Origin of the sequence: Erwinia persicina (assembly GCF_019844095.1) — a bacterium.
In the GTDB taxonomy this organism is placed as follows: Bacteria; Pseudomonadota; Gammaproteobacteria; order Enterobacterales; family Enterobacteriaceae; genus Erwinia; species Erwinia persicina.
The window spans coordinates 4,448,944-4,474,106 of sequence record NZ_CP082141.1 but is presented as its reverse complement, the minus strand read 5'-3'; the positions used below and the strand labels follow the sequence as shown (position 1 = coordinate 4,474,106).

18 protein-coding genes, 3 tRNA genes, 3 rRNA genes and 1 riboswitch are annotated in these 25,163 nt (G+C 54.4%); of the genes, 18 read left to right on the top strand and 6 right to left on the bottom strand.

Annotated features, from left to right (window positions below):
• Positions 1-24 precede the first annotated feature (24 nt).
• Positions 25-756: a glutathione peroxidase gene (locus tag K6L24_RS20660; protein ID WP_187510314.1), complete on the bottom strand. Its 732-nt coding sequence runs from the start codon at positions 754-756 to the stop codon at positions 25-27.
• A gap of 136 nt (positions 757-892) precedes the next feature.
• On the opposite strand from K6L24_RS20660, the gene oxyR reads away from it, so the two are divergent.
• On the top strand, positions 893-1,822 hold the full coding sequence (gene oxyR, locus K6L24_RS20655) for a DNA-binding transcriptional regulator OxyR (RefSeq protein WP_062746767.1): 930 nt from the start codon (positions 893-895) through the stop codon (positions 1,820-1,822).
• Here the strand turns inward: oxyR and sthA are convergent.
• The gene (sthA, locus tag K6L24_RS20650; protein WP_062746764.1) at positions 1,796-3,196 is read right to left on the bottom strand and encodes a Si-specific NAD(P)(+) transhydrogenase; all 1,401 of its coding nucleotides are present in this window, start codon (positions 3,194-3,196) and stop codon (positions 1,796-1,798) included. The two genes, oxyR and sthA, sit on opposite strands and share 27 nt — an antisense overlap.
• Positions 3,197-3,387: 191 nt before the next feature.
• Here sthA and fabR point away from each other — a divergent pair, with 191 nt between their 5' ends.
• Positions 3,388-4,029 (top strand): HTH-type transcriptional repressor FabR, encoded by a 642-nt coding sequence (gene fabR / locus K6L24_RS20645; RefSeq protein ID WP_062746761.1) that lies wholly within the window; start codon positions 3,388-3,390, stop codon positions 4,027-4,029.
• An 11-nt stretch (positions 4,030-4,040) separates the two neighbouring features.
• Positions 4,041-4,400, top strand: a complete 360-nt coding sequence (locus K6L24_RS20640) for a YijD family membrane protein (RefSeq protein WP_062746758.1) — start codon at positions 4,041-4,043, stop codon at positions 4,398-4,400.
• Positions 4,401-4,427: 27 nt separating this feature from the next.
• Here K6L24_RS20640 and trmA read toward each other — a convergent pair whose 3' ends face one another.
• The gene (gene trmA, locus K6L24_RS20635) at positions 4,428-5,528 is read right to left on the bottom strand and encodes a tRNA (uridine(54)-C5)-methyltransferase TrmA (protein WP_137269638.1); all 1,101 of its coding nucleotides are present in this window, start codon (positions 5,526-5,528) and stop codon (positions 4,428-4,430) included.
• Positions 5,529-5,652: 124 nt separating this feature from the next.
• Positions 5,653-5,834, top strand: a riboswitch (cobalamin riboswitch).
• A 67-nt stretch (positions 5,835-5,901) separates the two neighbouring features.
• Between trmA and btuB the strand changes: the two genes are divergently transcribed.
• The 8 genes from btuB (at position 5,902) to K6L24_RS20595 (ending at position 14,379) form a co-directional block, all read left to right on the top strand.
• The gene (gene btuB, locus K6L24_RS20630) at positions 5,902-7,779 is read left to right on the top strand and encodes a TonB-dependent vitamin B12 receptor BtuB (RefSeq protein WP_222682348.1); all 1,878 of its coding nucleotides are present in this window, start codon (positions 5,902-5,904) and stop codon (positions 7,777-7,779) included.
• On the top strand, positions 7,724-8,575 hold the full coding sequence (gene murI, locus K6L24_RS20625; RefSeq protein WP_137269637.1) for a glutamate racemase: 852 nt from the start codon (positions 7,724-7,726) through the stop codon (positions 8,573-8,575). Before btuB ends, murI begins: the two co-directional genes overlap by 56 nt.
• Before the next feature lie 406 nt (positions 8,576-8,981).
• Positions 8,982-10,522, top strand: a 16S ribosomal RNA gene (locus K6L24_RS20620).
• A gap of 72 nt (positions 10,523-10,594) precedes the next feature.
• Positions 10,595-10,670, top strand: a tRNA-Glu gene (locus K6L24_RS20615).
• 221 nt (positions 10,671-10,891) lie between these two features.
• Positions 10,892-13,796: ribosomal RNA gene (locus K6L24_RS20610) — 23S ribosomal RNA — on the top strand.
• 207 nt (positions 13,797-14,003) lie between these two features.
• Positions 14,004-14,119, top strand: a 5S ribosomal RNA gene (rrf, locus tag K6L24_RS20605).
• Together the 16S, 23S and 5S rRNA genes with 3 tRNA genes alongside form the textbook arrangement of a ribosomal RNA operon.
• 100 nt (positions 14,120-14,219) lie before the next feature.
• A tRNA-Asp gene (locus tag K6L24_RS20600) sits at positions 14,220-14,296 on the top strand.
• Positions 14,297-14,303: 7 nt separating this feature from the next.
• Positions 14,304-14,379 (top strand) — tRNA-Trp (locus K6L24_RS20595).
• Positions 14,380-14,510: 131 nt separating this feature from the next.
• Here the strand turns inward: K6L24_RS20595 and hdfR are convergent.
• On the bottom strand, positions 14,511-15,338 hold the full coding sequence (gene hdfR, locus K6L24_RS20590; protein WP_062749121.1) for an HTH-type transcriptional regulator HdfR: 828 nt from the start codon (positions 15,336-15,338) through the stop codon (positions 14,511-14,513).
• Between the two features lie 121 nt (positions 15,339-15,459).
• Between hdfR and K6L24_RS20585 the strand changes: the two genes are divergently transcribed.
• Positions 15,460-15,798 carry a MaoP family protein gene (locus tag K6L24_RS20585; protein WP_062749119.1) on the top strand — a complete coding sequence of 113 codons (339 nt, stop codon included), beginning with the start codon at positions 15,460-15,462 and terminating at the stop codon, positions 15,796-15,798.
• 33 nt (positions 15,799-15,831) lie between these two features.
• Here the strand turns inward: K6L24_RS20585 and K6L24_RS20580 are convergent, their stop codons facing one another.
• The gene (locus K6L24_RS20580) at positions 15,832-17,352 is read right to left on the bottom strand and encodes a YifB family Mg chelatase-like AAA ATPase (protein ID WP_062749117.1); all 1,521 of its coding nucleotides are present in this window, start codon (positions 17,350-17,352) and stop codon (positions 15,832-15,834) included.
• A 338-nt stretch (positions 17,353-17,690) separates the two neighbouring features.
• Here K6L24_RS20580 and ilvL point away from each other — a divergent pair, with 338 nt between their 5' ends.
• From ilvL to ilvA, 6 genes are all read left to right on the top strand, one after another.
• Complete coding sequence (gene ilvL / locus K6L24_RS20575; protein WP_072277511.1) at positions 17,691-17,789, top strand: ilv operon leader peptide; 99 nt, start codon at positions 17,691-17,693, stop codon at positions 17,787-17,789.
• A 140-nt stretch (positions 17,790-17,929) separates the two neighbouring features.
• A complete protein-coding gene (gene ilvG, locus K6L24_RS20570; protein ID WP_137270081.1) occupies positions 17,930-19,576 on the top strand; it encodes an acetolactate synthase 2 catalytic subunit in 1,647 nt (548 codons plus the stop codon).
• The gene (ilvM, locus tag K6L24_RS20565) at positions 19,573-19,830 is read left to right on the top strand and encodes an acetolactate synthase 2 small subunit (protein WP_062749113.1); all 258 of its coding nucleotides are present in this window, start codon (positions 19,573-19,575) and stop codon (positions 19,828-19,830) included. The genes ilvG and ilvM overlap by 4 nt, the downstream gene beginning before the upstream one ends.
• An 18-nt stretch (positions 19,831-19,848) precedes the next feature.
• A complete protein-coding gene (locus K6L24_RS20560) occupies positions 19,849-20,775 on the top strand; it encodes a branched-chain amino acid transaminase (protein WP_222681794.1) in 927 nt (308 codons plus the stop codon).
• Positions 20,776-20,840: 65 nt separating this feature from the next.
• The gene (gene ilvD, locus K6L24_RS20555; protein WP_062749109.1) at positions 20,841-22,691 is read left to right on the top strand and encodes a dihydroxy-acid dehydratase; all 1,851 of its coding nucleotides are present in this window, start codon (positions 20,841-20,843) and stop codon (positions 22,689-22,691) included.
• A 5-nt stretch (positions 22,692-22,696) separates the two neighbouring features.
• Entirely contained in the window at positions 22,697-24,241 is a 1,545-nt protein-coding gene (gene ilvA, locus K6L24_RS20550) for a threonine ammonia-lyase, biosynthetic (protein WP_062749107.1), read from the top strand.
• Here the strand turns inward: ilvA and ilvY are convergent.
• Complete coding sequence (ilvY, locus tag K6L24_RS20545; RefSeq protein ID WP_062749105.1) at positions 24,238-25,119, bottom strand: HTH-type transcriptional activator IlvY; 882 nt, start codon at positions 25,117-25,119, stop codon at positions 24,238-24,240. The two genes, ilvA and ilvY, sit on opposite strands and share 4 nt — an antisense overlap.
• Positions 25,120-25,163 lie beyond the last annotated feature (44 nt).

Sequence of the window (25,163 nt, the reverse complement as noted above, 5' to 3'; positions counted from 1 at the left end):
CCAGAAGAAGGCCGCCCCTGTCTGTTATGCCGCGAAGAACTGCTCTAAATCATCACTGCCGCCGATATGGCGACCGCCAATGAACACCTGAGGTACGGTAGCCCGGCCGGTGACGGCACGCAGGCTAACGGTGGTGGCGTCCTGACCCAGGACGATTTCTTCAAACGCGATCCCTCGGTCTAACAGCATCTGCTTGGCTTTGGCACAGAACGGGCAGCCCGGCTTGCTGAACAGGGAAACGGACTCCTGCACTTTAAATTCCGGGGCCACATAGCGCAGCATGGTATCCGCATCGGACACTTCAAACGGGTCGCCGGGCTTATTCGGTTCAACAAACATCTTCTCTACCATGCCGTTACGCACCAGCATGGAATAACGCCATGAGCGGGGACCAAAGCCGAGGTCGGCTTTTTCCACCAGCATCTCCATACCCCGGGTGAAATCACCGTTGCCATCGGGAATAAAGGTGATGTTGCCGGCACGCTGATCGGCTTTCCAGGCGTTCATCACAAAGGTGTCATTGACTGACACGCACAGGATGCTGTCCACGCCATGTTGCCCAAATACGTCTGCCAGTTCGTTATAGCGCGGCAGATGGCTGGATGAACAGGTGGGGGTAAAGGCTCCCGGCAGAGAAAAAACGATCACCGTTTTGTCTTTGAACAGCTCATCAGTGGTGACATCGACCCAACTGTCGCCCTGACGCGTGTGAAAAGTGACCTGCGGGATAGACTTACCTTCCTGACTTGCAAACATAAAAAGACCTCAACGTTATAAAATTAGGTGTGCTCCCTTTCTGCACCGGCACATTATCTTTATTGATGCTTGATAGGGATAATCGTTGGTTGCTATGCTATCTATCGTCACGAACTATCGTGAATGAGAGGATAAAATGAATATACGTGATCTGGAGTATCTGGTTTCGCTGGCAGAACATCGCCATTTTCGTCGTGCAGCCGATGCCTGCCATGTGAGTCAGCCGACGTTAAGCGGCCAGATTCGTAAGCTGGAGGATGAGCTGGGCGTGATGCTACTGGAGCGCACCAGTCGTAAAGTACTGTTTACCCAGGCCGGTCTGCTGCTGGTGGACCAGGCCCGTACCGTGCTGCGTGAAGTGAAAGTACTGAAGGAGATGGCCAGTCAGCAGGGCGAGGCGATGTCAGGGCCGATGCATATTGGTCTGATCCCGACCGTTGGCCCGTACCTGCTGCCGCAGATTATTCCCACGCTGCATAAAACTTTCCCGAAGCTGGAAATGTATCTGCACGAAGCGCAGACCCAGCAGCTGCTGGCGCAGCTCGACAGCGGTAAGCTGGATTGTGCCATTCTGGCGCTGGTGAAAGAGTCAGAAGCCTTTATTGAAGTGCCCCTGTTTGATGAGCCAATGAAACTGGCGATCTATGCCGATCACCCATGGCATGACCGCGATCGCGTACCGATGTCGGATCTTTCCGGTGAAAAGCTTTTGATGCTGGAAGACGGTCACTGTCTGCGCGACCAGGCGATGGGCTTCTGCTTCCAGGCCGGAGCAGATGAAGACACACACTTCCGCGCGACCAGTCTGGAAACGCTACGCAATATGGTGGCTGCGGGCAGCGGCATTACGCTGTTGCCTTCGCTGGCGGTACCGAAAGAGCGGGTGCGCGACGGGGTGTGTTACCTGGACTGCTATAAGCCGGTACCACAGCGCACCATCGCGTTAGTGTATCGCCCGGGTTCCCCTCTGCGCGGCCGCTATGAGCAGCTGGCAGAGGAGATCCGCGAGCATATGCAGGCGGTCATGAATGGCGGTGCGTTAAAACAGGCGGTTCAGGCCGTTTAACGCGGCAACCCGGTAGGCTTCCGCCATCGTCGGGTAGTTAAAGGTGGTATTCACGAAGTACTCAATCGTGTTGCCACCGTTTTTCTGTTCCATAATCGCCTGACCGATGTGGATGATCTCCGCAGCACGTTCACCGAAGCAGTGAATGCCGAGGATCTCTTTGGTCTCGCGGTGGAACAGGATCTTCAGACTCCCGACATTCATCCCGACAATCTGCGCACGTGCCAGGTGTTTGAACTGCGCCCGACCCACTTCGTAGGGCACTTTCATCGCCGTTAACTGCTGTTCGGTTTTCCCGACGGAGCTGATTTCCGGGATGGTGTAGATACCGGTCGGAATGTCTTCAATCAGGTGCGCGGTCGCTTCGCCTTTGATCATCGCCTGCGCGGCAATGCGCCCCTGATCGTAGGCAGCAGACGCCAGACTTGGGTAACCAATTACATCCCCCACTGCGTAAATATGCGGCTGTGCCGTCTGGTACATACTGTTCACTTTCAACAGACCGCGACCATCCGCTTCCAGCCCGACATTGTCCAGTGACAGTGAATCGGTGTTCCCGGTGCGTCCGTTAGCGTACAACAGGCAGTCTGCCTTGAGTTTCTTGCCGGACTTGAGATGCATAATCACGCCATCTGCCACCCCTTCAATTTTCTCAAACTCCTCATTATGGCGAATCACCACGCCATTATTCCAGAAGTGATAAGAGAGCGAGTCTGACATTTCCTGATCGAGGAAGGCCAGCAGACGGTCGCGGGTATTAATCAGATCGACTTTGACCGACAGGCCACGGAAAATCGACGCGTACTCACAACCGATCACACCGGCACCATAGATAATCACATGATCCGGTTCATGGTGCAGGTTAAGGATAGAGTCGCTGTCATAGATGCGTGGGTGGCTAAAATCGACATCCGGTGGATGGTAAGGGCGTGAACCACAGGCAATCACAAACTTTCCGGCGGTCAGTCGTTCGACCGTGCCATCATGGCTTTCGATTTCGATGGTGTTGGCATCGACAAAACGGGCGTCACCCTGGAACAGTTCACAGTGATTACGCTCGTAGAAGCCCTGACGCATCCGGGTTTGCTGGCTGATGACGTTTTCAGTGTGGTTCAGAATATCAGCAAAAGAAGAGCGCAAAAGACGCGTGTGGTCGCTATACAGGGGGTTCTGATTGAATTCGATAATGCGGCTGACGGCATGGCGCAGCGCTTTAGAAGGGATCGTCCCCCAGTGTGTACATCCGCCACCGATATTGTGATAGCGCTCGATAACGGCAATTCGTGCGCCCTGTTTCACCAGGCCCATCGCGGCACCTTCACCGCCAGGGCCGGAGCCAATCACGATGGCGTCGTAATCATAAGACTGTTGCATACCAATACGTCCTATTTTTTATACAATTTTACAACGAGATTCTAACATCTCGCGCCTCAGTTCCCAATTCTAACCGTGCTTTTTGCCATCAATTGCCAAATGAATGAGTTAACAGGCGGTCACAAAGTTTGGCCCACTGTACGCTGAAATTTTTGCTATAGTGCCCACTTGCAGGCTAAACAGGCAGAAAAATGGGCGTCAGAGCGCAGCAAAAAGAACGTACACGACGTTCATTAATCGAAGCGGCATTTAGTCAACTAAGCGCCGAACGTAGTTTTGCCAGCCTCAGTTTGCGTGAAGTCGCCAGGGAGGCGGGTATTGCTCCAACGTCATTCTATCGTCACTTTCGTGATGTAGATGAATTGGGGCTAACGATGGTGGATGAAAGTGGCCTGATGCTGCGACAGCTTATGCGTCAGGCTCGTCAGCGTATTGCCAAAGGTGGCAGCGTTATCCGGACATCGGTTTCTACCTTTATGGAGTTTATTGGCGACAATCCTAACGCCTTTCGCCTGTTACTCCGTGAGCGTTCCGGAACCTCATCCGCGTTCCGTGCTGCTGTAGCGCGTGAGATTCAGCACTTTATCGCCGAACTGGCTGATTATCTGGAAATTGAAAATCGCATGCCGCGCAGCTTCACCGAGGCGCAGGCTGAAGCGATGGTGATTATCGTGTTTAACGCCGGTGCGGAAGCGCTGGATATTGATGCCGATCAGCGGCGTCAGCTGGAAGAACGACTGGTGCTGCAGCTGCGGATGATCTCGAAGGGGGCCTATTACTGGTACCGCCGTGAGCAGGAAAAGCTGGCAGTAACGCTGGAATCCAAAGACTAGCAGGGGGTGACATGAATTTAGCAACGGGCCGGGACAAAGGAACACTGCTACTGACCTTTATTACCGGACTTTCCATTAATGGTTCTTTTTCGGCACTGTTCAGTTCCCTGGTGCCATTTTCAGTCTTCCCGTTGATCGCGCTCGGTCTGGCTGCCTGGTGCCTGCATCAGCGCTACCTGAATCGCGCCATGCCTGAAGGAATGCCGTCGCTGGCTGCCGGCTTTTTCCTGCTGGGGATTCTGGTGTACAGCGCCATCGTCCGGGCAGAATACCCGGACATTGGCTCTAACTTTGTACCGACCATCCTGATGGTGGTGGTGGTGTTCTGGATTGCCATGAAGTGGCGCGCGCGCAAAAATAGTCAGCAATAATGGGCGACCCGCATCGCCCGGGCCAGTTTAGCGGCGGGTCAGTAGTACGCCGCACTCCATGTGATGGGTATACGGGAACTGGTCAAACAGCGCGAGGCGAGCGATCTCATGGGTGTCAGACAGCGTGGCGAGGTTCTCGCACAGCGTCGTCGGATTACAGGAGATATACAGAATGCGCGGATACGCCTGCACCATCTTCACCGTTTCTTCATCCAGGCCGCTGCGCGGCGGGTCGACGAAAATGGTTTCGCACTCATAGCTGCTCAGATCGATACCTTCCAGCCTTCTGAAGCTTCTGTCTCCGTTCATTGCCTGAGTAAACTCTTCTGCCGCCATGCGGATAATCTGTACGTTATCGATCTGGTTTACCGCGATATTGTACTGAGCAGAGGCGACTGACGGTTTGGCGATTTCCGTTGCCAGCACGCGGCGGAAGTTACGCGCCAGTGCCAGTGAGAAGTTGCCGTTGCCGCAGTACAACTCCAGCAGGTCGCCGCGAGAATCGCGCGTGGCATCCAGCGCCCATTCCAGCATCTTCACATTCATTGCCGCATTGGGCTGCGTAAAGCTGTTTTCTACCTGGCGATAGATCATCTCACGGCCGTCCACCATCAGACGCTCATCAACGAAATCCTGGTCCAGACAGATTTTGGTTTTAGTGGCGCGGCCGATCAGATGCAGATCGAACCCTTCCGCACGCAGCGCATCACGCAGTAGCGTGGCCGCCTGCTGCCACTCTTCATCCAGCTTACGGTGATAGAGCAGTGAAACCACCACCTGGCCGCTGACCGTCGATAAATAGTCTATCTGGAACAGTTTAAAGCGCAGCGCACGCTGGTCGCGCACGGCCGCGATCATACGGGGCATCAGGCGGTTAATCAGTTCACTGGCCGCCGGGAAGCTGTCGACCCGGATGCGGTTGTGCGTCTCCTGATCGAAAATAATATGGTACAGGTCGTCGCCATCATGCCAGATACGGAATTCAGCACGCATCCGATAATGGCTGACCGGAGAACGGAAGACTTCGACTTCGGGCGCGTTAAATGCGGACATCATCGACGTCAGTCGTGTCACTTTCTCAGTGAGCTGGTCATCATACTGTTCAACAGGCAGTTGTTCGGGTGTCATGGTGATTCCTGGGTATTTGGCGGATATAGCCGGGCGATTGTAGGGAATCTTTATCTCATGTCCAGCGTTGTCCACTCTTCATTCATTATGGATGTCTGGATATCTGGACTTCTAATATATTTGTACATAAAATGCGGCCTCCGGCCTCCCCACGAGTTAAAAGGGAATCCAGTGCAAATCTGGAGCTGACGCGCAGCGGTATAGAATGTCGTGACAATAGCGTAATGCAGACACTGTCTTTTGACGGGAAGTCATTGCCACTTAAGGATTCTGAGCCCGAAGACCTGCCGGATGAACGTCGCATTTTTTACGATCATCGCGTGCTATCGATCGTATGCCTGCGGCATCCTGCACATCTTTTGGATGCTTGATGATGATAACAACTAAAAACTCGCTGCTGGCGTTTAGCGCTACGGCGATTTCCCTCTGGGCGCAAAACGGATTTGCACAGGATAGTAATGAAGAAACGCAGGTTGTGACTGCGAATCGTTTTGAACAGCCAGTCTCTTCTGTATTGGCCCCTACCACGGTGGTTACGAAAGAGCAGATCGACCGCTGGCAGTCAAAAACGCTGACGGATGTGATGCGTCGCCTGCCGGGTGTCGATATTGCTCAAAATGGTGGAATGGGCCAGCAAAGCTCACTGTTTATTCGTGGCACTAACTCCAGCCATGTTCTGGTCTTAATTGATGGTGTGCGCCTTAATCAGGCGGGGATCAGCGGTGCTTCCGATCTCAGCCAGATCCCAATTTCACTGGTTCAGCGGATTGAATATGTACGTGGAGCACGTTCAGCAGTCTATGGTTCTGATGCCATTGGAGGGGTACTCAACATCATTACCACGCGCAATGAGGATGGTACGACGCTTGCGGCAGGGGTTGGTTCCAACGGCTATCAGTCTTACGACGGTTCCACTCAGCAGATGCTGGGCCAGAATACTCGGGTGACGCTTGCAGGTAACTATACCTACACCAAAGGCTATGATGTTGTTGCTAATTACCCTGATGCACTTGGCAACACTGCACAACCCGATCGTGATGGGTTTATGAGCAAGAACATCTATGGCGCGATTGAACATCAGATCAATGATGATTTTAGTGCCTTTGTTCGGGGTTATGGCTTTGATAACCGCACTGCCTATGACGGTAGCCCGACCTATGTTCAACCCGATACCTATGTTGATACCCGCCAGCTGTATAGCCAGACCTGGGATGGTGGACTCCGCTTCAATAATGGTCTCTATTCTTCCAATCTGACCGCCAGCTACAGCCACACGAAAGATTATAATTACAGTCCTGATATGGGACGCTATGCATCTTCTGCCACTCTTGATGACTCCCAGCAGTATAATTTGCAGTGGGCCAATAATGTGGCCGTGGGACAGGGCAGTGTGGGTGGCGGCGTTGACTGGCAGAAGCAGTCCATTGAGCCAGGGACTGCTTATGTAAATGACCGTCGTGACGTGACCAATACGGGGTTGTATGCCACCGGGCAGCAGATGTTTGGTCCAGTCACGCTGGACGCTGCCGTTCGTGGCGATGATCACTCCGTTTACGGCTGGCATAACACCTGGCAGTCCAGCGCGGCCTGGGAGTTCATTGAGGGTTATCGTTTCATCGCCAGTTACGGGACGGCATTTAAGGCACCCAATCTCGGTCAGCTGTACGGTTCTTTTGGCGGCAATAGCAATCTTGATCCTGAAGAGAGCAAGCAGTGGGAAGGGGGCTTCGAAGGCTTAACGGGCCCTGTGACCTGGCATGTATCCGGATATCGCAACGATATCGACAGCCTTATTGATTACAGTAGTGCCAACGGCGGTTATTACAATATCAATAAAGCGACCATCAAAGGTGTGGAAGCAACGGCTTCATTTGATATCGGTCCGGTATCTCACCAGATCTCCTATGATTACGTTGATCCGCGTAATGCTGAAACCAATGAGATTTTGCTGCGTCGGGCTAAACAGCAGGTGAAGTATCAGCTCGACTGGACGGTGTATAATTTCGACTGGTCAGTGAGTTATCAATACCTGGGTGAACGCTACGACCGTCAATACGCAACCAATCCAAATGGTGATCTGGCCAAATTGGGGGGGGTCAGCCTGTGGGATCTCGCGGTGTCGTATCCAGTCACATCCCATCTCACCGTTCGTGGTAGAATTGCCAACCTGTTCGATAAAGAATACGAGACAGTGTATGGCTATGAAACCCCTGGACGGGAATACTACCTCAGCGGCAGCTACACCTTCTAAACCGCGTCCCACCGTGCTGGTTTTTGATTCCGGCGTCGGTGGGCTTTCAGTCTATGATGAGATCCGCAAATTGCTGCCGGATCTCCATTATCTCTACGCGTTCGATAATGTCGCTTTCCCTTATGGCGAAAAGTCGGAAGCGTTTATCGTCGAGCGTGTGGTCGCTATCGTTGAAGCGGTGACCCGCCGTTATCCCCTGGCTCTGGTGGTGATCGCCTGTAACTCAGCGAGTACCGTCACGCTGCCCGCTTTACGCGAGCGCTTTGCATTTCCTGTTGTCGGTGTGGTTCCTGCTATAAAACCGGCAGCGCGCCTGACTCGTAATGGGGTTGTTGGCCTGCTGGCGACCCGGGGGACGGTGAAACGTCCTTATACGCATGAGCTGGTGGCGCGTTTTGGCAGTGAATGTAAGACCGAGATGCTGGGATCGGCGGAGTTGGTAGAGCTGGCGGAAGCCAAACTGCATGGCCAGCCTGTTTCTATCGATGACGTGAAGCGCATCCTGCAGCCGTGGCTGCGTATGCAGGAACCACCGGATACCGTCGTCCTGGGCTGCACGCATTTCCCTCTTATTAGTGAAGAGCTACAGCAGGTACTCCCTGAAGGTACCCGTTTAATCGATTCTGGTGCGGCAATTGCGCGTCGAACGGTGTGGTTACTGGAAAATGAGTCGCCAGACGCTTTTTCGCCGGATGAGAACATGGCATTCTGTATGGATATTAGTGAGCAGGCGGTACAATTAATGCCAGTTTTACAACGATATGGCTTCACAAAGCTCGAAAAACTGTCGCTTTAGCCGGGTTTCGGGTAAAAAAGCACCACTCAGTAACTTTTTTGCAATTTACCCTTGTCAGCTGCCAGAAAATCCCTATACTGCGCCTCCACTGACACGGAACAACGGCTTACAGGCCACCGGGTCAGCAGCGTCAGGTAACTGATAGCGCCGGAAAAAACTTCTCAAAAAGAAGTTGACTCCGAAGGAGGAAAGCGTAATATACGCCACCTCGCGACAGGAAGCTCCGGCACTGTTCGCAACGCTCTTTAACAATTTATCAGACAATCTGTGTGGGCACTCGCAGGATTGATATCAGTCACCTCCGGGTGACAAAAAATATCAAGTCTTAAGAGTGAACACATAATGAAATTCATTATGACGTTTTACACTTGAGCATCGCTGCACTTGTTGCAGCAAATCGAACTTTTAATTGAAGAGTTTGATCATGGCTCAGATTGAACGCTGGCGGCAGGCCTAACACATGCAAGTCGAACGGTAGCACAGAGAGCTTGCTCTCGGGTGACGAGTGGCGGACGGGTGAGTAATGTCTGGGAAACTGCCCGATGGAGGGGGATAACTACTGGAAACGGTAGCTAATACCGCATAACGTCTTCGGACCAAAGTGGGGGACCTTCGGGCCTCACACCATCGGATGTGCCCAGATGGGATTAGCTAGTAGGTGGGGTAATGGCTCACCTAGGCGACGATCCCTAGCTGGTCTGAGAGGATGACCAGCCACACTGGAACTGAGACACGGTCCAGACTCCTACGGGAGGCAGCAGTGGGGAATATTGCACAATGGGCGCAAGCCTGATGCAGCCATGCCGCGTGTATGAAGAAGGCCTTCGGGTTGTAAAGTACTTTCAGTGGGGAGGAAGGCGATGAAGTTAATAACTTCGTCGATTGACGTTACCCGCAGAAGAAGCACCGGCTAACTCCGTGCCAGCAGCCGCGGTAATACGGAGGGTGCAAGCGTTAATCGGAATTACTGGGCGTAAAGCGCACGCAGGCGGTCTGTCAAGTCGGATGTGAAATCCCCGGGCTCAACCTGGGAACTGCATTCGAAACTGGCAGGCTAGAGTCTTGTAGAGGGGGGTAGAATTCCAGGTGTAGCGGTGAAATGCGTAGAGATCTGGAGGAATACCGGTGGCGAAGGCGGCCCCCTGGACAAAGACTGACGCTCAGGTGCGAAAGCGTGGGGAGCAAACAGGATTAGATACCCTGGTAGTCCACGCCGTAAACGATGTCGACTTGGAGGTTGTGCCCTTGAGGCGTGGCTTCCGGAGCTAACGCGTTAAGTCGACCGCCTGGGGAGTACGGCCGCAAGGTTAAAACTCAAATGAATTGACGGGGGCCCGCACAAGCGGTGGAGCATGTGGTTTAATTCGATGCAACGCGAAGAACCTTACCTGGCCTTGACATCCACGGAATTCGGCAGAGATGCCTTAGTGCCTTCGGGAACCGTGAGACAGGTGCTGCATGGCTGTCGTCAGCTCGTGTTGTGAAATGTTGGGTTAAGTCCCGCAACGAGCGCAACCCTTATCCTTTGTTGCCAGCACGTAATGGTGGGAACTCAAAGGAGACTGCCGGTGATAAACCGGAGGAAGGTGGGGATGACGTCAAGTCATCATGGCCCTTACGGCCAGGGCTACACACGTGCTACAATGGCGCATACAAAGAGAAGCGACCTCGCGAGAGCAAGCGGACCTCATAAAGTGCGTCGTAGTCCGGATCGGAGTCTGCAACTCGACTCCGTGAAGTCGGAATCGCTAGTAATCGTAGATCAGAATGCTACGGTGAATACGTTCCCGGGCCTTGTACACACCGCCCGTCACACCATGGGAGTGGGTTGCAAAAGAAGTAGGTAGCTTAACCTTCGGGAGGGCGCTTACCACTTTGTGATTCATGACTGGGGTGAAGTCGTAACAAGGTAACCGTAGGGGAACCTGCGGTTGGATCACCTCCTTACCTGAAGATACTTTCCCGCGTAGTGTCCACACAGATTGTCTGATAGAAGTAACGAGCAATAGTAGTATCAGAGTCCCCATCGTCTAGAGGCCCAGGACACTGCCCTTTCACGGCTGTAACAGGGGTTCGAATCCCCTTGGGGACGCCATACCGGTAACGAAGTGAAAGTCGTTATCACCGTATCTCAAAACTGACTTTAACGAGTCACGTTTGAGATATTTGCTCTTTAACAATCCGGAACAAGCTGAAAATTGAAACGACATGTCGTTTTCATTCTCCGTAATAAGAATGAAATCTACGATATGTTCGAGTCTCTCAAATGCTCGCAACGACAACACGTGTTCCGTATGGGACGCTTGTGGGTTGTGAGGTTAAGCGACTAAGCGTACACGGTGGATGCCTAGGCAGTCAGAGGCGATGAAGGGCGTGCTAATCTGCGATAAGCGTCGGTAAGGTGATATGAACCGCAATAACCGACGATACCCGAATGGGGAAACCCAGTGTGATACGTCACACTATCATGTCATGAATACATAGTGGCATGAGGCGAACCGGGGGAACTGAAACATCTAAGTACCCCGAGGAAAAGAAATCAACCGAGATTCCCCCAGTAGCGGCGAGCGAACGGGGAACAGCCCAGAACCTGAATCAGTTTGTGCATTAGTGGAAGCGTCTGGAAAGTCGCAGGGTACAGGGTGATACTCCCGTACACAAAAATGCACTTGCTGTGAGTTCGATGAGTAGGGCGGGACACGTGACATCCTGTCTGAATATGGGGGACCATCCTCCAAGGCTAAATACTCCTGACTGACCGATAGTGAACCAGTACCGTGAGGGAAAGGCGAAAAGAACCCCGGCGAGGGGAGTGAAACAGAACCTGAAACCGTGTACGTACAAGCAGTGGGAGCCTACTTGTTAGGTGACTGCGTACCTTTTGTATAATGGGTCAGCGACTTATATTCTGTAGCAAGGTTAACCGTATAGGGGAGCCGAAGGGAAACCGAGTCTTAACTGGGCGTTAAGTTGCAGGGTATAGACCCGAAACCCGGTGATCTAGCCATGGGCAGGTTGAAGGTTGGGTAACACTAACTGGAGGACCGAACCGACTAATGTTGAAAAATTAGCGGATGACTTGTGGCTGGGGGTGAAAGGCCAATCAAACCGGGAGATAGCTGGTTCTCCCCGAAAGCTATTTAGGTAGCGCCTCGTGAACTCATCTTCGGGGGTAGAGCACTGTTTCGGCTAGGGGGCCATCCCGGCTTACCAACCCGATGCAAACTGCGAATACCGAAGAATGTTATCACGGGAGACACACGGCGGGTGCTAACGTCCGTCGTGAAGAGGGAAACAACCCAGACCGCCAGCTAAGGTCCCAAAGTCATGGTTAAGTGGGAAACGATGTGGGAAGGCACAGACAGCCAGGATGTTGGCTTAGAAGCAGCCATCATTTAAAGAAAGCGTAATAGCTCACTGGTCGAGTCGGCCTGCGCGGAAGATGTAACGGGGCTAAACCATGCACCGAAGCTGCGGCAGCGATACGTAAGTGTTGTTGGGTAGGGGAGCGTTCTGTAAGCCGTCGAAGGTGGACTGTGAGGTCTGCTGGAGGTATCAGAAGTGCGAATGCTGACATAAGTAACGATAAAGCGGGTGAAAAGCCCGCTCGCCGGAAGACCAAGGGTTCCTGTCCAACGTTAATCGGGGCAGGGTGAGTCGACCCCTAAGGCGAGGCCGAAAGGCGTAGTCGATGGGAAACAGGTTAATATTCCTGTACTCGGTGTTACTGCGAAGGGGGGACGGAGAAGGCTATGTTAGCCGGGCGACGGTTGTCCCGGTTTAAGCGTGTAGGCTTGAGTTCCAGGCAAATCCGGAACTCTATAAGGCTGAGGCGTGATGACGAGGCACTACGGTGCTGAAGTAACAAATGCCCTGCTTCCAGGAAAAGCCTCTAAGCATCAGGTAACATCGAATCGTACCCCAAACCGACACAGGTGGTCAGGTAGAGAATACCAAGGCGCTTGAGAGAACTCGGGTGAAGGAACTAGGCAAAATGGTGCCGTAACTTCGGGAGAAGGCACGCTGCCACCAGGTGAAGTCCCTCGCGGACGGAGCTGAAGGCAGTCGAAGATACCAGCTGGCTGCAACTGTTTATTAAAAACACAGCACTGTGCAAACACGAAAGTGGACGTATACGGTGTGACGCCTGCCCGGTGCCGGAAGGTTAATTGATGGGGTTATCCGCAAGGAGAAGCTCTTGATCGAAGCCCCGGTAAACGGCGGCCGTAACTATAACGGTCCTAAGGTAGCGAAATTCCTTGTCGGGTAAGTTCCGACCTGCACGAATGGCGTAATGATGGCCAGGCTGTCTCCACCCGAGACTCAGTGAAATTGAACTCGCTGTGAAGATGCAGTGTACCCGCGGCAAGACGGAAAGACCCCGTGAACCTTTACTACAGCTTGACACTGAACATTGAGCCTTGATGTGTAGGATAGGTGGGAGGCTTTGAAGCGTGGACGCCAGTCTGCGTGGAGCCAACCTTGAAATACCACCCTTTAACGTTTGATGTTCTAACCTGGCGCCGTAATCCGGCGTGGGGACAGTGTCTGGTGGGTAGTTTGACTGGGGCGGTCTCCTCCTAAAGAGTAACGGAGGAGCACGAAGGTTAGCTAATCACGGTCGGACATCGTGAGGTTAGTGCAATGGCATAAGCTAGCTTGACTGCGAGAGTGACGGCTCGAGCAGGTGCGAAAGCAGGTCATAGTGATCCGGTGGTTCTGAATGGAAGGGCCATCGCTCAACGGATAAAAGGTACTCCGGGGATAACAGGCTGATACCGCCCAAGAGTTCATATCGACGGCGGTGTTTGGCACCTCGATGTCGGCTCATCACATCCTGGGGCTGAAGTAGGTCCCAAGGGTACGGCTGTTCGCCGTTTAAAGTGGTACGCGAGCTGGGTTTAGAACGTCGTGAGACAGTTCGGTCCCTATCTGCCGTGGGCGCTGGAGAATTGAGAGGGGTTGCTCCTAGTACGAGAGGACCGGAGTGAACGCACCGCTGGTGTTCGGGTTGTCATGCCAATGGCATTGCCCGGTAGCTAAGTGCGGAAAAGATAAGCGCTGAAAGCATCTAAGCGCGAAACTTGCCTCGAGATGAATTCTCCCTGGGGCCCTGAGCCCCCTGAAGGGACGTTGAAGACTACGACGTTGATAGGCCGGGTGTGTAAGCGCAGCGATGCGTTGAGCTAACCGGTACTAATGACCCGTGAGGCTTAACCTTACAACGCCAGAAGCGTTCTGGCGTGGCGTTCGAGAGACGCAAAACAATTTTCAGCCTGTTCCCGGAATTGAGTCCGAAGGATTTTGCGCTGTGACAAGGCGGCCAGTGAAGTGAGAGAAGGAGCATACAGAAGTATGTGACTGAGCTTACGAGCGCAGGCAACGCCGTCAGAGCACAAAAGACACAGGACAGAGCACAAAGAATTTGCCTGGCGGCTTTAGCGCGGTGGTCCCACCTGACCCCATGCCGAACTCAGAAGTGAAACGCCGTAGCGCCGATGGTAGTGTGGGGTCTCCCCATGCGAGAGTAGGGAACTGCCAGGCATCAATTTAAGACCCGTAACCGGGTCGTGACCTTACCCCTGACAAGGTAAGGGCGAAACACCTGAAGTCAGACGCAGTCTGAAGTCAGTACAGAATCGGTGGAGCGGTAGTTCAGTTGGTTAGAATACCTGCCTGTCACGCAGGGGGTCGCGGGTTCGAGCCCCGTCCGTTCCGCCACCCTTTTAGGGGCGTAGTTCAATTGGTAGAGCACCGGTCTCCAAAACCGGGTGTTGGGAGTTCGAGTCTCTCCGCCCCTGCCAAATAAAAACAATCCTTTGCTTCGGCAAAGGATTTTTTTTGTCTAAAATTCCTGACTTTTTCACCGTTTACTCCGCCAAAAGCATAAAAAAAGACCAGCAGACTGGCCTTTTTTGCTGTTTATTTCAGCTCATTACGCTCTGACATTCACCGGAAACTTAATTAATTGACGGATATGTGCCTGCTGATCGCTGTTTTGTAACCACACCGCATACAGGGGTCTGGAAGCGACAGCAGTATCAGGGATCACTAAAAGATCGCTGTATTCTTTACCCCAAACGTCCGGTAAAAAAGCACAGGCTCCCGTGGTATGCAGAAGCTGTCGGGTCAGATGTGCGGAGGTCGTCGTCAGTACGGGAACATCATCGGCTCCGGCCAGATAGCTTTCATGCTGGTGAAAATCAGCGCCCCATTCCAGCTTAATGTAGTCATATTTCTCTTTTTTCTCCGATTTTCGCGATCGGAACAGCGTCAGGGAGATATGGCCGATTTGTTGACTGCTTAACTCGTCCATTTTAGGGGCCTCTGTCGTCACCAGCAGGTCAAGCTGACGCTCATGCAGCTGTTTGACCAGAGAATGGCGCTGGGCCACGCGTGCTTCGAGATGCAGGCTTTCCCGGTTCTCATACAGCGTCTGAAGCCACGGTGTCAGGTAAGCCTCCCATAGTGATGCACTGGCCCCAATCGACAGCTCATGATGCTGCTGCGTGTGTGCCACCTCTTTCTTGGCCATCAGCCACGTGCTCATCAGGCTCTCTGCATAGGGCAGCAGGCGCTCCCCGGCAGACGTCAGTCTGATGTTGTTACGATGGCGGGTAAACAGGCTCACTCCCAGCTGGTTTTCAAGCTGTCTGATGCGAAAACTGACAGCAGATTGCGTGAGATAGAGTGCTTCCGCTGCACGTCCAAAGTGGCGAGTTCTGCTCACTTCAAGAAAGGTTTTCAGTAATTCCGTATCCACATCCATCTCCTAAAAAACATTTGTCGTTATGATTTAAATGTTTTGTTTTACACTCTGTCAAGCCTATCTAATACTCCGCGCCATAAATAGCACGGCCATAAAAGAGTTAGGAGCGTGTAAAATGGCGGAAAGCTTCGCAACAACGAATCGTTTTTTTGATAACAAACATTACCCTCGCGGGTTCTCCCGTCACGGTGATTTCACCATCAAAGAAGCCCAACTTCTTGAGCGTTATGGTTACGCTTTTAACGAGCTGGATCTGGCAAAGCGTGAGCCAGGCACAGAAGAAGAGCGACTGTTCATTGAGGTGTGTCGGGGCGTGCGTGAGCCGCAAACTGAGGCAGAAAAAGTCTGGTCAAAATACATGACACGGATTAAACGTCCTAAGCGTTTTCATACTCTTTCCGGCGGCAAACCGCAGATGGAAGGGGTTGAAGACTACACGGATAGTGACGATTAAGATTAAGGGGCTTCGGCCCCTTTTTCATGCCGGCTATTCGAGGCTGTTATGCAGATGAATCAGCAGACGGTCGATGGCCCGATAGCTTATTGCTTCAGTCAAATGCTCCCGTCTGATTACGCTGTCCCCCGCCAGGTCGGCAATCGTACGTGCCACCTTCAAAATACGTTGCCACGCCCGCACTGACAGGCCCAGTTGCACCAGTATCTGCTCCAGCCATTCCGCATCCACTGGCGTAAGTGTACAGCATGCCTGTATTTCGTGGTTGCTCATTAACGCATTCACTTTGCCACAGCGTCCCAGCTGGCGATCTCGTGCCCTCAATACCCGCTCACGTACTTTTTCACTGGACTCGCCGCCACGCGGCTGACCACTCAACATGCCCGGAGGGAGTAAAGGGACCTCAAGGGAGAGATCGAAGCGGTCAAGAAAGGGGCCCGAAAGGCGACTAAGATAGCGTAGCGTCTGGCGCGGCGAGCTGCGATTGTGTTGTCCCGTATAGTGACCGGTCGGGCTGGGGTTCATGGCAGCAATTAACTGGAAGCGTGCCGGATAGGTTATTTTCGCCCGGGCCCGTGAAATACTGATCTCCCCAGACTCAAGAGGCTCTCGTAACGCATCCAGCGTCCGGCGTTCAAATTCCGGGAGTTCGTCCAGAAAGAGGATGCCGTTATGCGCCAGTGAAATTTCCCCCGGTTTAGGCAGCGATCCACCACCGACCAGCGCAAAGAGCGATGCACTGTGATGAGGGGAGCGAAACGGCCTCTGACGCCACTGACGGTGCAGCTCCCCGCTACCCACCAGACTGGCTACGCTGGCGCTCTCCAGGGCCTCACGATCGCTTAGAGGTGGCATCAGTCCACACAGGCGGGATGCCAGCATTGTTTTCCCTGTTCCCGGCGGGCCGATCAGTAAAAGATTATGCCCGCCTGCGGCCGTGACCTCCAGCGCCCGCCTGGCCTGATGCTGACCAATAATTTCATTTAAATCACCTGAAAGGGGAGGGGACGGCGGCTCCTGACACTGTGCCGCTTCCAGCGTCCCTTTGCCGTGCAGGAAGGTACACACCGCCAGCAGGCAGGTGGCTACCAGGCTCTCCCCATGCTGAATTAATCCAACATCATTCTGATTTTCCGCAGAGAGAATCAGCTGCCGCCCACAGTCCAGAGCCGCAACGGCCGCCGGAATAGCGCCCTGTACGCTGCGTAGCGCACCCGTCAGCGCCAGTTCGCCGAGGAATTCATAGCCTGAGAGTTTATCCGCCGGGATCTGCTCTGAGGCGGCAAGGATGGCGATAGCGATGGGCAAATCATACCTGCCGCCCTCTTTAGGCAGGTCGGCGGGGGCGAGATTAACGGTGATCCGCTTTGCCGGGAAAGTGAAACCACTGTTGATAATGGCGCTGCGTACACGGTCGCGGGCCTCTTTCACCGTGGTTTCCGGCAGTCCGACCAGCGAAAGCGCCGGCAGACCATTGCTGAGATGGACTTCTACCGACACCTGAGGGGCCTGGATGCCCAGTGCGGCGCGGGTAAACACGACAGATAGCGACATAAACTCTCCTTGTCGTGCCTACTGTGCGATAGAGGAAGCAGGAGGGCGAGAAGCCGATTGGGGATTTGTGCAGCATGTCTGAAGATGATTACCTCGTTCAACAGTCAGCGACATTGTGTTGCGGGCAGGCGCGAAAATGGAGACAGGGAAAATAAAATGGTCACATTGCGTGACGGATGAAAAAGATTCATTTTTTTCTTATCGACTGAATAACAAAAGTTTTTTTCAGATCTGCGCCCGACGTCATAAAATAAAATGATGAAAAAAGTTGAATTAAAGCTAATAACTGTGATAACTCTGTAGGCATTACTTCGAACAAGCGAATTAAAAGAATCCAAATGAAAGCCCTTCTACGAGTCATTAGCCTAGTCGTTATTAACGTCGTCGTGATTATTATCACGCCGTGCGGGGCTACGCTCGGAGAAAGAAAGGCTTAAAAATCAAGCCTGATTTCGAAAGAACCCCCGCACCGAAAGGTCCGGGGGTTTTTTTTTGGCAAGGCATCAACGACAGAGGAACAAAATATGAACAGTAGCATAAAATGCTGTTGTTCCCAGCGAGAGGCGGGGGAATAACTATGAATGGTGCTCAGTGGGTGGTTCAAGCTTTGCGTGCACAGGGTGTCGAAACGGTATTCGGCTACCCGGGTGGTGCAATCATGCCGGTCTATGACGCGCTCTATGACGGCGGCGTCGAACATCTACTGTGCCGCCATGAGCAGGGGGCGGCCATGGCTGCTATCGGCTTCGCACGTGCAACGGGAAAAGTGGGTGTCTGTATTGCCACCTCCGGGCCGGGCGCGACGAATCTGATCACCGGACTTGCTGATGCCATGCTGGACTCTGTGCCGATTGTGGCGATCACCGGGCAGGTCTCCTCTGCGGTAATGGGAACGGATGCGTTTCAGGAAATTGATGTTCTGGGTCTGTCGCTGGCCTGCACCAAACATAGCTTCCTCGTAGAGTCCCTTGATGAACTTCCTGTGGTGATGGCAGAAGCTTTCGCCATTGCACAATCTGGCCGTCCTGGCCCGGTTCTGGTGGATATTCCTAAAGATATCCAGTTAGCCAGCGGCGATCTGGTTGCCCATCTGCTGCCGGTCGGGCAGGAAATGGCCCATCCCCATGTTGAACTGCAGCAGGCGCGCAGCCTGCTGGCCCAGGCGAAGAAACCGATCCTGTATGTCGGCGGCGGCGTGGGAATGGCGGATGCGGTTCATGCTTTACGCGCTTTTGCCAGAGAGACCGGCATTCCAACGGTTGCAACGTTGAAGGGACTGGGTACGCCCGATGCTGACGATGCCTGCTATCTGGGCATGCTCGGCATGCACGGCACGAAGGCCGCCAACCTGGCCGTCCAACAGTGTGACCTGCTGATCGCCGTCGGTGCCCGCTTCGATGACCGTGTTACCGGCAAGCTGGATACCTTTGCGCCGCATGCCAGCGTCATCCATCTGGATATTGACCCGGCAGAGCTGCATAAACTCCGCCGGGCGCACGTCGGTTTGCAGGGCGATCTCAACAAACTGCTGCCCGACCTGTATCAGCCGGTTGATATCACTGCCTGGCGTGAAGACGTGAAAGCCCTGAAAGCCGATCACGGCTGGCGTTACGATCATCCGGGAGAGGCGATTTTTGCACCGCTGTTTTTGAAACAGCTGTCAGACCGTAAACCTCAGAGTGCGGTGGTGACGACAGATGTGGGTCAGCACCAGATGTGGGCCGCCCAGCATATGAGCTTTAACCGCCCGGAAAATTTCATTACTTCCAGTGGGCTGGGCACTATGGGCTTCGGCCTGCCTGCAGCCGTCGGGGCACAGGTGGCGCGCCCGGATGACACCGTGATCTGCGTTTCCGGCGATGGTTCATTCATGATGAACGTACAGGAACTGGGTACCGTTAAGCGCAAACAGCTGCCGGTGAAAATCGTTCTGATGGATAACCAGCGGCTGGGCATGGTACGTCAGTGGCAGCAGCTGTTTTTTGAGGAGCGTTACAGCGAAACCAATCTCTCAGATAACCCGGACTTTCTCATGCTGGCGAGTGCCTTTGGCATTCCCGGCCAGCGTATTACCCGCAAAGATCAGGTCGACGCCGCATTAGATGCTTTGCTGCACAGTGAAGGGCCTTACATGCTGCATGTCGCGATTGATGAACATGAGAACGTCTGGCCTCTGGTACCGCCGGGTGCCAGCAATGAAAATATGATGGAGAAAACCTCATGAAACAGCATCAATTGTCTATAGAAGCGCGCTTTCGCCCGGAAATACTGGAACGTATTTTGCGGGTCGTGCGCCACCGTGGCTTCCAGGTGTGCTCAATGAACATGGCCTCGCGGGTGAATACCGACAACATTAATATTGAGATGACCGTTGCCAGCCAGCGTTCCGTCGATTTACTGTCAACGCAGTTGAGTAAATTAATGGATGTGGCCTGCGTTCAGATCCAACAGCAAACAACACAACAAATCCGCGCATAAGCGCGCAAGGAAACGAGAATGACGAAGAAAGCTGACTTTATCTGGTTCAATGGCGAGATGGTGAAATGGGAAGACGCGAAGGTCAGCGTAATGTCCCATGCACTGCACTACGGCACGTCTGTCTTTGAAGGCGTACGCTGCTATGACTCGCACAAAGGGCCAGTAGTCTTCCGCCATCGTGAACATATGCAGCGTCTGCGTGACTCTGCAAAAATCTACCGTTTCCCGGTCAGCCTGAGTGTTGATGAGTTGATGGAAGCCTGCCGCGCCACGCTGCGCAAAAACAACCTGAAGAGTGCCTACATCCGTCCGCTGGTGTTCGTGGGTGACGTCGGCCTGGGCGTGAACCCGCCTGACGGTTATGAAACAGACATCATCATCGCCGCCTTCCCGTGGGGGGCTTACCTGGGGGCTGAAGCGCTGGAGCAGGGTATTGATGCGATGGTGTCTTCATGGAATCGTGTCGCTCCGAATACGCTGCCTACTGCGGCGAAAGCGGGCGGTAACTATCTGTCCTCGCTGCTGGTCGGTAGCGAAGCGCGCCGTCATGGTTATCAGGAAGGGATCGCGCTGGATACACAGGGCTACATCTCTGAAGGTGCTGGTGAAAACCTGTTCGAAGTGAAAGACGGGATCCTGTTTACCCCGCCGTTTACCTCTTCCGCTCTGCCAGGAATTACGCGTGACGCCATCATCAAACTGGCGCAGGATATGGGGATTGAAGTGCGCGAGCAGGTGCTGTCGCGCGAGTCCCTGTACCTGGCTGACGAAGTCTTTATGTCAGGTACTGCTGCGGAGATCACGCCGGTACGCAGCGTTGATGGGATCCAGGTGGGCGAAGGCAAACGTGGCCCGGTCACCGAACGCATTCAGTCTGCTTTCTTTGGCCTGTTCACGGGTGAGACGGAAGACAAATGGGGCTGGCTGGATCCGGTTAACCCATAACAATAATGTTTTTTCGCGGGCGTCAGTTGACGCCCGCGCACTATCTGATTTCTGGAGTAAAGAGCATGCCTAAGTATCGTTCCGCCACTACCACCCACGGCCGCAATATGGCCGGTGCCCGTGCCCTTTGGCGCGCCACAGGAATGACCGATGATGACTTCGGTAAGCCGATCATTGCCGTCGTTAACTCCTTTACGCAGTTCGTGCCGGGCCACGTTCACCTGCGCGACCTGGGTAAACTGGTTGCCGAGGAGATTGAAGCCTCAGGCGGCGTGGCGAAAGAGTTCAACACCATTGCCGTGGACGATGGGATCGCCATGGGCCACGGCGGGATGCTCTACTCTCTGCCGTCGCGTGAGCTGATCGCTGACTCCGTGGAGTACATGGTCAACGCACACTGTGCGGATGCCATGGTGTGTATCTCTAACTGCGACAAAATCACCCCGGGAATGCTGATGGCGTCTCTGCGCCTGAATATTCCGGTGATCTTCGTTTCCGGCGGCCCGATGGAAGCCGGTAAAACCAAGCTGTCTGACAAAATCATTAAACTCGATCTCGTCGATGCGATGATTCAGGGCGCAAACCCGAACGTCAGCGATGCAGAAAGTGACCAGATTGAACGTTCTGCCTGCCCGACGTGCGGCTCCTGTTCCGGGATGTTCACCGCTAACTCAATGAACTGTCTGACCGAAGCGCTGGGTCTGTCTCAGCCGGGTAACGGTTCACTGCTGGCGACCCACGCCGATCGTAAAGAGCTGTTCCTGAATGCGGGGCGTCGTATTGTCGCTCTGACTAAGCGTTACTACGAGCAGGATGATGAAACCGCGCTGCCGCGCAGCATTGCCAGCAAAGCCGCGTTTGAAAACGCCATTACGCTGGATATCGCCATGGGCGGGTCCACTAACACTGTTCTGCACCTGCTGGCCGCCGCTCAGGAAGGGGAAATCGATTTTGATATCTCTGACATCGATCGCTTGTCACGCCTGGTACCACACCTGTGCAAAGTGGCGCCAAGCACCCAGAAGTACCACATGGAAGACGTGCACCGCGCTGGTGGCGTCCTCGGCATCCTCGGTGAGTTGGATCGTGCCGGGCTGCTCGACAACAGCGTGCGTAACATTCTCGGCCTGAGCCTGCGTGAAACCCTGGATCAGTACGACATCATGCTGACCAAAGATGAAGCTGTGAAAAAAATGTTCCGCGCCGGCCCGGCGGGTATCCGTACGACCCAGGCTTTCTCGCAGGACACCCGTTGGGACACTCTGGATGACGATCGTCAGGAAGGCTGTATTCGTTCCCGCGAGTTCGCCTTCAGTCAGGACGGCGGTCTGGCCGTTCTGTACGGCAACATTGCTGAAAACGGCTGTATCGTTAAAACCGCAGGTGTTGATGAAGGCAGCCTGGTGTTCAGCGGTCCGGCAAAAGTCTACGAAAGCCAGGACGATGCCGTCGCGGCAATCCTTGGCGGTAAAGTGGTGGCAGGGGACGTGGTCGTGATCCGTTACGAAGGGCCTAAAGGGGGGCCGGGCATGCAGGAAATGCTCTATCCGACCACCTATCTGAAATCGATGGGACTGGGTAAAGCCTGTGCGCTGATCACCGATGGGCGTTTCTCTGGCGGCACCTCCGGGCTGTCAATCGGTCATGCTTCCCCGGAAGCGGCCAGCGGCGGCACCATCGCGCTGGTGAAAGACGGCGATATCATCAATATTGATATTCCACAGCGTGGCATCCAGCTGGACGTGCCAGAGAATGAACTGGCTGCCCGTCGTCTGGAAGAAGATGCACGTGGCGATCAGGCCTACACGCCACACGGTCGTGAGCGTCAGGTTTCCTTCGCGCTGCGCGCTTATGCCACCCTGGCAACCAGCGCTGACAAAGGCGCCGTCCGTGATAAGAGTAAGCTGGGAGGCTAACCAACATGGCTGAATCTCAACCGCTATCCGACCAGCCCAGCGGCGCGGAGTACCTGCGCGCCGTCCTGCGTGCGCCGGTGTACGAAGCTGCACAGGTCACGCCGTTGCAGAAGATGGAAAAAATCTCTGCGCGCCTCGGTAACACCATTCTGGTGAAACGTGAGGACCGCCAGCCGGTCCACAGCTTTAAGCTGCGCGGGGCCTACGCGATGATCGCCGGGCTTAGCGCAGAGCAGAAAGCCTGTGGGGTGATTACGGCGTCGGCCGGTAACCATGCCCAGGGCGTGGCGCTGTCATCCACTAAGCTGGGCATTAAGTCCCTGATTGTGATGCCAGTAGCAACGGCAGATATCAAGGTGGATGCGGTGCGGGCGTTTGGCGGTGAGGTTTATCTCTTTGGAGCTAACTTTGACGAGGCCAAAGCCAAAGCCATCGAGCTTTCTGAGCAGCAGGGCTATACCTTCGTGCCGCCGTTTGACCACCCGATGGTGATTGCCGGGCAGGGCACGCTGGCCATGGAACTGCTGCAGCAGGATGCCCATCTGGACCGCGTCTTTGTGCCGGTGGGCGGCGGCGGGCTGGCAGCCGGCGTGGCGGTGCTGATCAAACAGCTGATGCCGCAAATCAAAGTGATTGCGGTAGAAGCCGTAGATTCTGCCTGCCTTAAAGCTGCGCTCGACGCCGGGCATCCGGTCGATCTGCCGCGCGTCGGGCTTTTTGCCGAAGGCGTGGCGGTGAAGCGGATCGGCAGTGAAACCTTTCGTCTCTGCCAGGCGTATGTTGACGACATTGTTACCGTCGACAGCGATGCCATCTGTGCCGCGATGAAAGATCTCTTTGATGATGTGCGAGCGGTGGCGGAGCCTTCCGGTGCGCTGGCGCTGGCGGGGATGAAGAAGTACATCCAGCAGCATCAGATTGAGGGGGAACGGCTGGCCCACGTACTGTCCGGCGCAAACGTCAACTTCCACGGGCTGCGCTATGTCTCTGAGCGTTGTGAACTGGGTGAGCAGCGTGAAGCGCTGCTGGCGGTGACTATTCCCGAGCAGCAGGGCAGTTTCCTGCGATTCTGTCAGCTGCTGGGTGGCCGTTCTGTCACGGAGTTCAACTACCGTTATGCCAATGCCGATGAAGCCTGCATCTTTGTCGGCGTACGGCTGACGCGTGGACTGCCTGAACGCGAGGAAATTCTGGCGCTACTGTCCGACGGCGGTTACAAGGTAGTGGATCTGTCTGACGATGAGATGGCGAAACTGCACGTACGCTATATGGTCGGGGGGCGTCCATCCAAACCTCTGCGTGAGCGGCTGTTCAGCTTTGAATTTCCTGAAGCCCCCGGTGCGCTGCTGCGTTTCCTGCAGACGTTGGGTACGCACTGGAATATTTCCCTGTTCCACTATCGCAGTCACGGTACCGACTACGGTCGCGTACTGGCGGCATTTGAGCTGAGTGACAGTGAACCCCGGTTTGAAGAGCATCTGACGGCGCTGGGCTATGATTTTCATGATGAAACCAGTAACCCGGCTTTCCGTTTCTTCCTGGCGGGTTAAAGTAGCTTCCAGAACGCATCAATAAGCGGCTCACTGAGCCGCTTTTTTTGTACGCAAACGCCCAGCTCGAAGGGCGCGACCATCTCGACATCTTCCAGCTCCAGGATACGGTTACGAATCGGTTCCGGGCTGTTCTCGAGCACCACATCCGGCAGCAGTGCGATGCCGCAGCCCAGTGCCACCATCGAAACAATCGCCTCATGGCCTGCCACCGTCGCGTAGATCTGTGGATTAGCGATATGACGGTGACGGAACCAAAGGTCAATACGCCGCCTTGACGGCCCCTGTGCGGGCAAAATAAACGGGATCTGCGCCCAGTCAGGCTGTGCCTGCGTCGCCTGCGTACGCACCGGGCAGGGCAACGCCGGGGCAATCAGTACCAGCGGGATCAGCCCGAGCGGCATAAAGCCGATGCTGGCGGGCAACGTTTCCGGCCGTCCGGCAATGGCAATATCCACTTCGTTAGTTTGTACTTTTTCTACCGCATCGGCAGCATCGCCGGTGGTTAATTTGATTTCGACCAGCGGGTGCTCGGCGCGGAAGCGATCAAGGATGGGCGGAAGATGGCTATAGGCGGCGGTCACTGAACAAAACAGCTGGAGTTCGCCGCTGAGCGACGGGCCATTCTGGCCCATGGCGTGGCGCATTTGCTGATACTGCAACAGCGTCTGCTGAGCAAACTGCCGCAGGCGTTCCCCTGCATCGGTCAGCGTGACGGTGCGGTTATCGCGCAGAAACAACGTCTGGCCCAGGTCTTCTTCCAGCCGTTGGATCTGTCTGGAAAGCGTTGAGGGACTGACGTGCATTGCGCGAGCGCTACGTCCGAAGTGGCGGCTGTCAGCCAGATGGAGAAACAGTTTCAGGTCACGCAGATCCATCAGAGTCAGGCCTCATCATTACGTTGCAAAAAGTGCAATATCAC

What these genes read in the sequence shown, in the direction of transcription:
- ilvA (WP_062749107.1), top strand. Translation starts at nt 22,697, where the DNA reads ATGGCTGAATCTCAACCGCTATCCGACCAGCCCAGCGGCGCGGAGTAC.
- ilvL (WP_072277511.1), top strand. Translation starts at nt 17,691, where the DNA reads ATGAAAGCCCTTCTACGAGTCATTAGCCTAGTCGTTATTAACGTCGTC.
- ilvM (WP_062749113.1), top strand. Translation starts at nt 19,573, where the DNA reads ATGAAACAGCATCAATTGTCTATAGAAGCGCGCTTTCGCCCGGAAATA.
- murI (WP_137269637.1), top strand. Translation starts at nt 7,724, where the DNA reads ATGGCTATGAAACCCCTGGACGGGAATACTACCTCAGCGGCAGCTACA.
- K6L24_RS20580 (WP_062749117.1), bottom strand. Translation starts at nt 17,352, where the DNA reads ATGTCGCTATCTGTCGTGTTTACCCGCGCCGCACTGGGCATCCAGGCC.
- sthA (WP_062746764.1), bottom strand. Translation starts at nt 3,196, where the DNA reads ATGCAACAGTCTTATGATTACGACGCCATCGTGATTGGCTCCGGCCCT.
- ilvG (WP_137270081.1), top strand. Translation starts at nt 17,930, where the DNA reads ATGAATGGTGCTCAGTGGGTGGTTCAAGCTTTGCGTGCACAGGGTGTC.
- K6L24_RS20585 (WP_062749119.1), top strand. Translation starts at nt 15,460, where the DNA reads ATGGCGGAAAGCTTCGCAACAACGAATCGTTTTTTTGATAACAAACAT.
- trmA (WP_137269638.1), bottom strand. Translation starts at nt 5,528, where the DNA reads ATGACACCCGAACAACTGCCTGTTGAACAGTATGATGACCAGCTCACT.
- btuB (WP_222682348.1), top strand. Translation starts at nt 5,902, where the DNA reads ATGATAACAACTAAAAACTCGCTGCTGGCGTTTAGCGCTACGGCGATT.
- oxyR (WP_062746767.1), top strand. Translation starts at nt 893, where the DNA reads ATGAATATACGTGATCTGGAGTATCTGGTTTCGCTGGCAGAACATCGC.
- K6L24_RS20640 (WP_062746758.1), top strand. Translation starts at nt 4,041, where the DNA reads ATGAATTTAGCAACGGGCCGGGACAAAGGAACACTGCTACTGACCTTT.
- K6L24_RS20560 (WP_222681794.1), top strand. Translation starts at nt 19,849, where the DNA reads ATGACGAAGAAAGCTGACTTTATCTGGTTCAATGGCGAGATGGTGAAA.
- K6L24_RS20660 (WP_187510314.1), bottom strand. Translation starts at nt 756, where the DNA reads ATGTTTGCAAGTCAGGAAGGTAAGTCTATCCCGCAGGTCACTTTTCAC.
- ilvY (WP_062749105.1), bottom strand. Translation starts at nt 25,119, where the DNA reads ATGGATCTGCGTGACCTGAAACTGTTTCTCCATCTGGCTGACAGCCGC.
- ilvD (WP_062749109.1), top strand. Translation starts at nt 20,841, where the DNA reads ATGCCTAAGTATCGTTCCGCCACTACCACCCACGGCCGCAATATGGCC.
- fabR (WP_062746761.1), top strand. Translation starts at nt 3,388, where the DNA reads ATGGGCGTCAGAGCGCAGCAAAAAGAACGTACACGACGTTCATTAATC.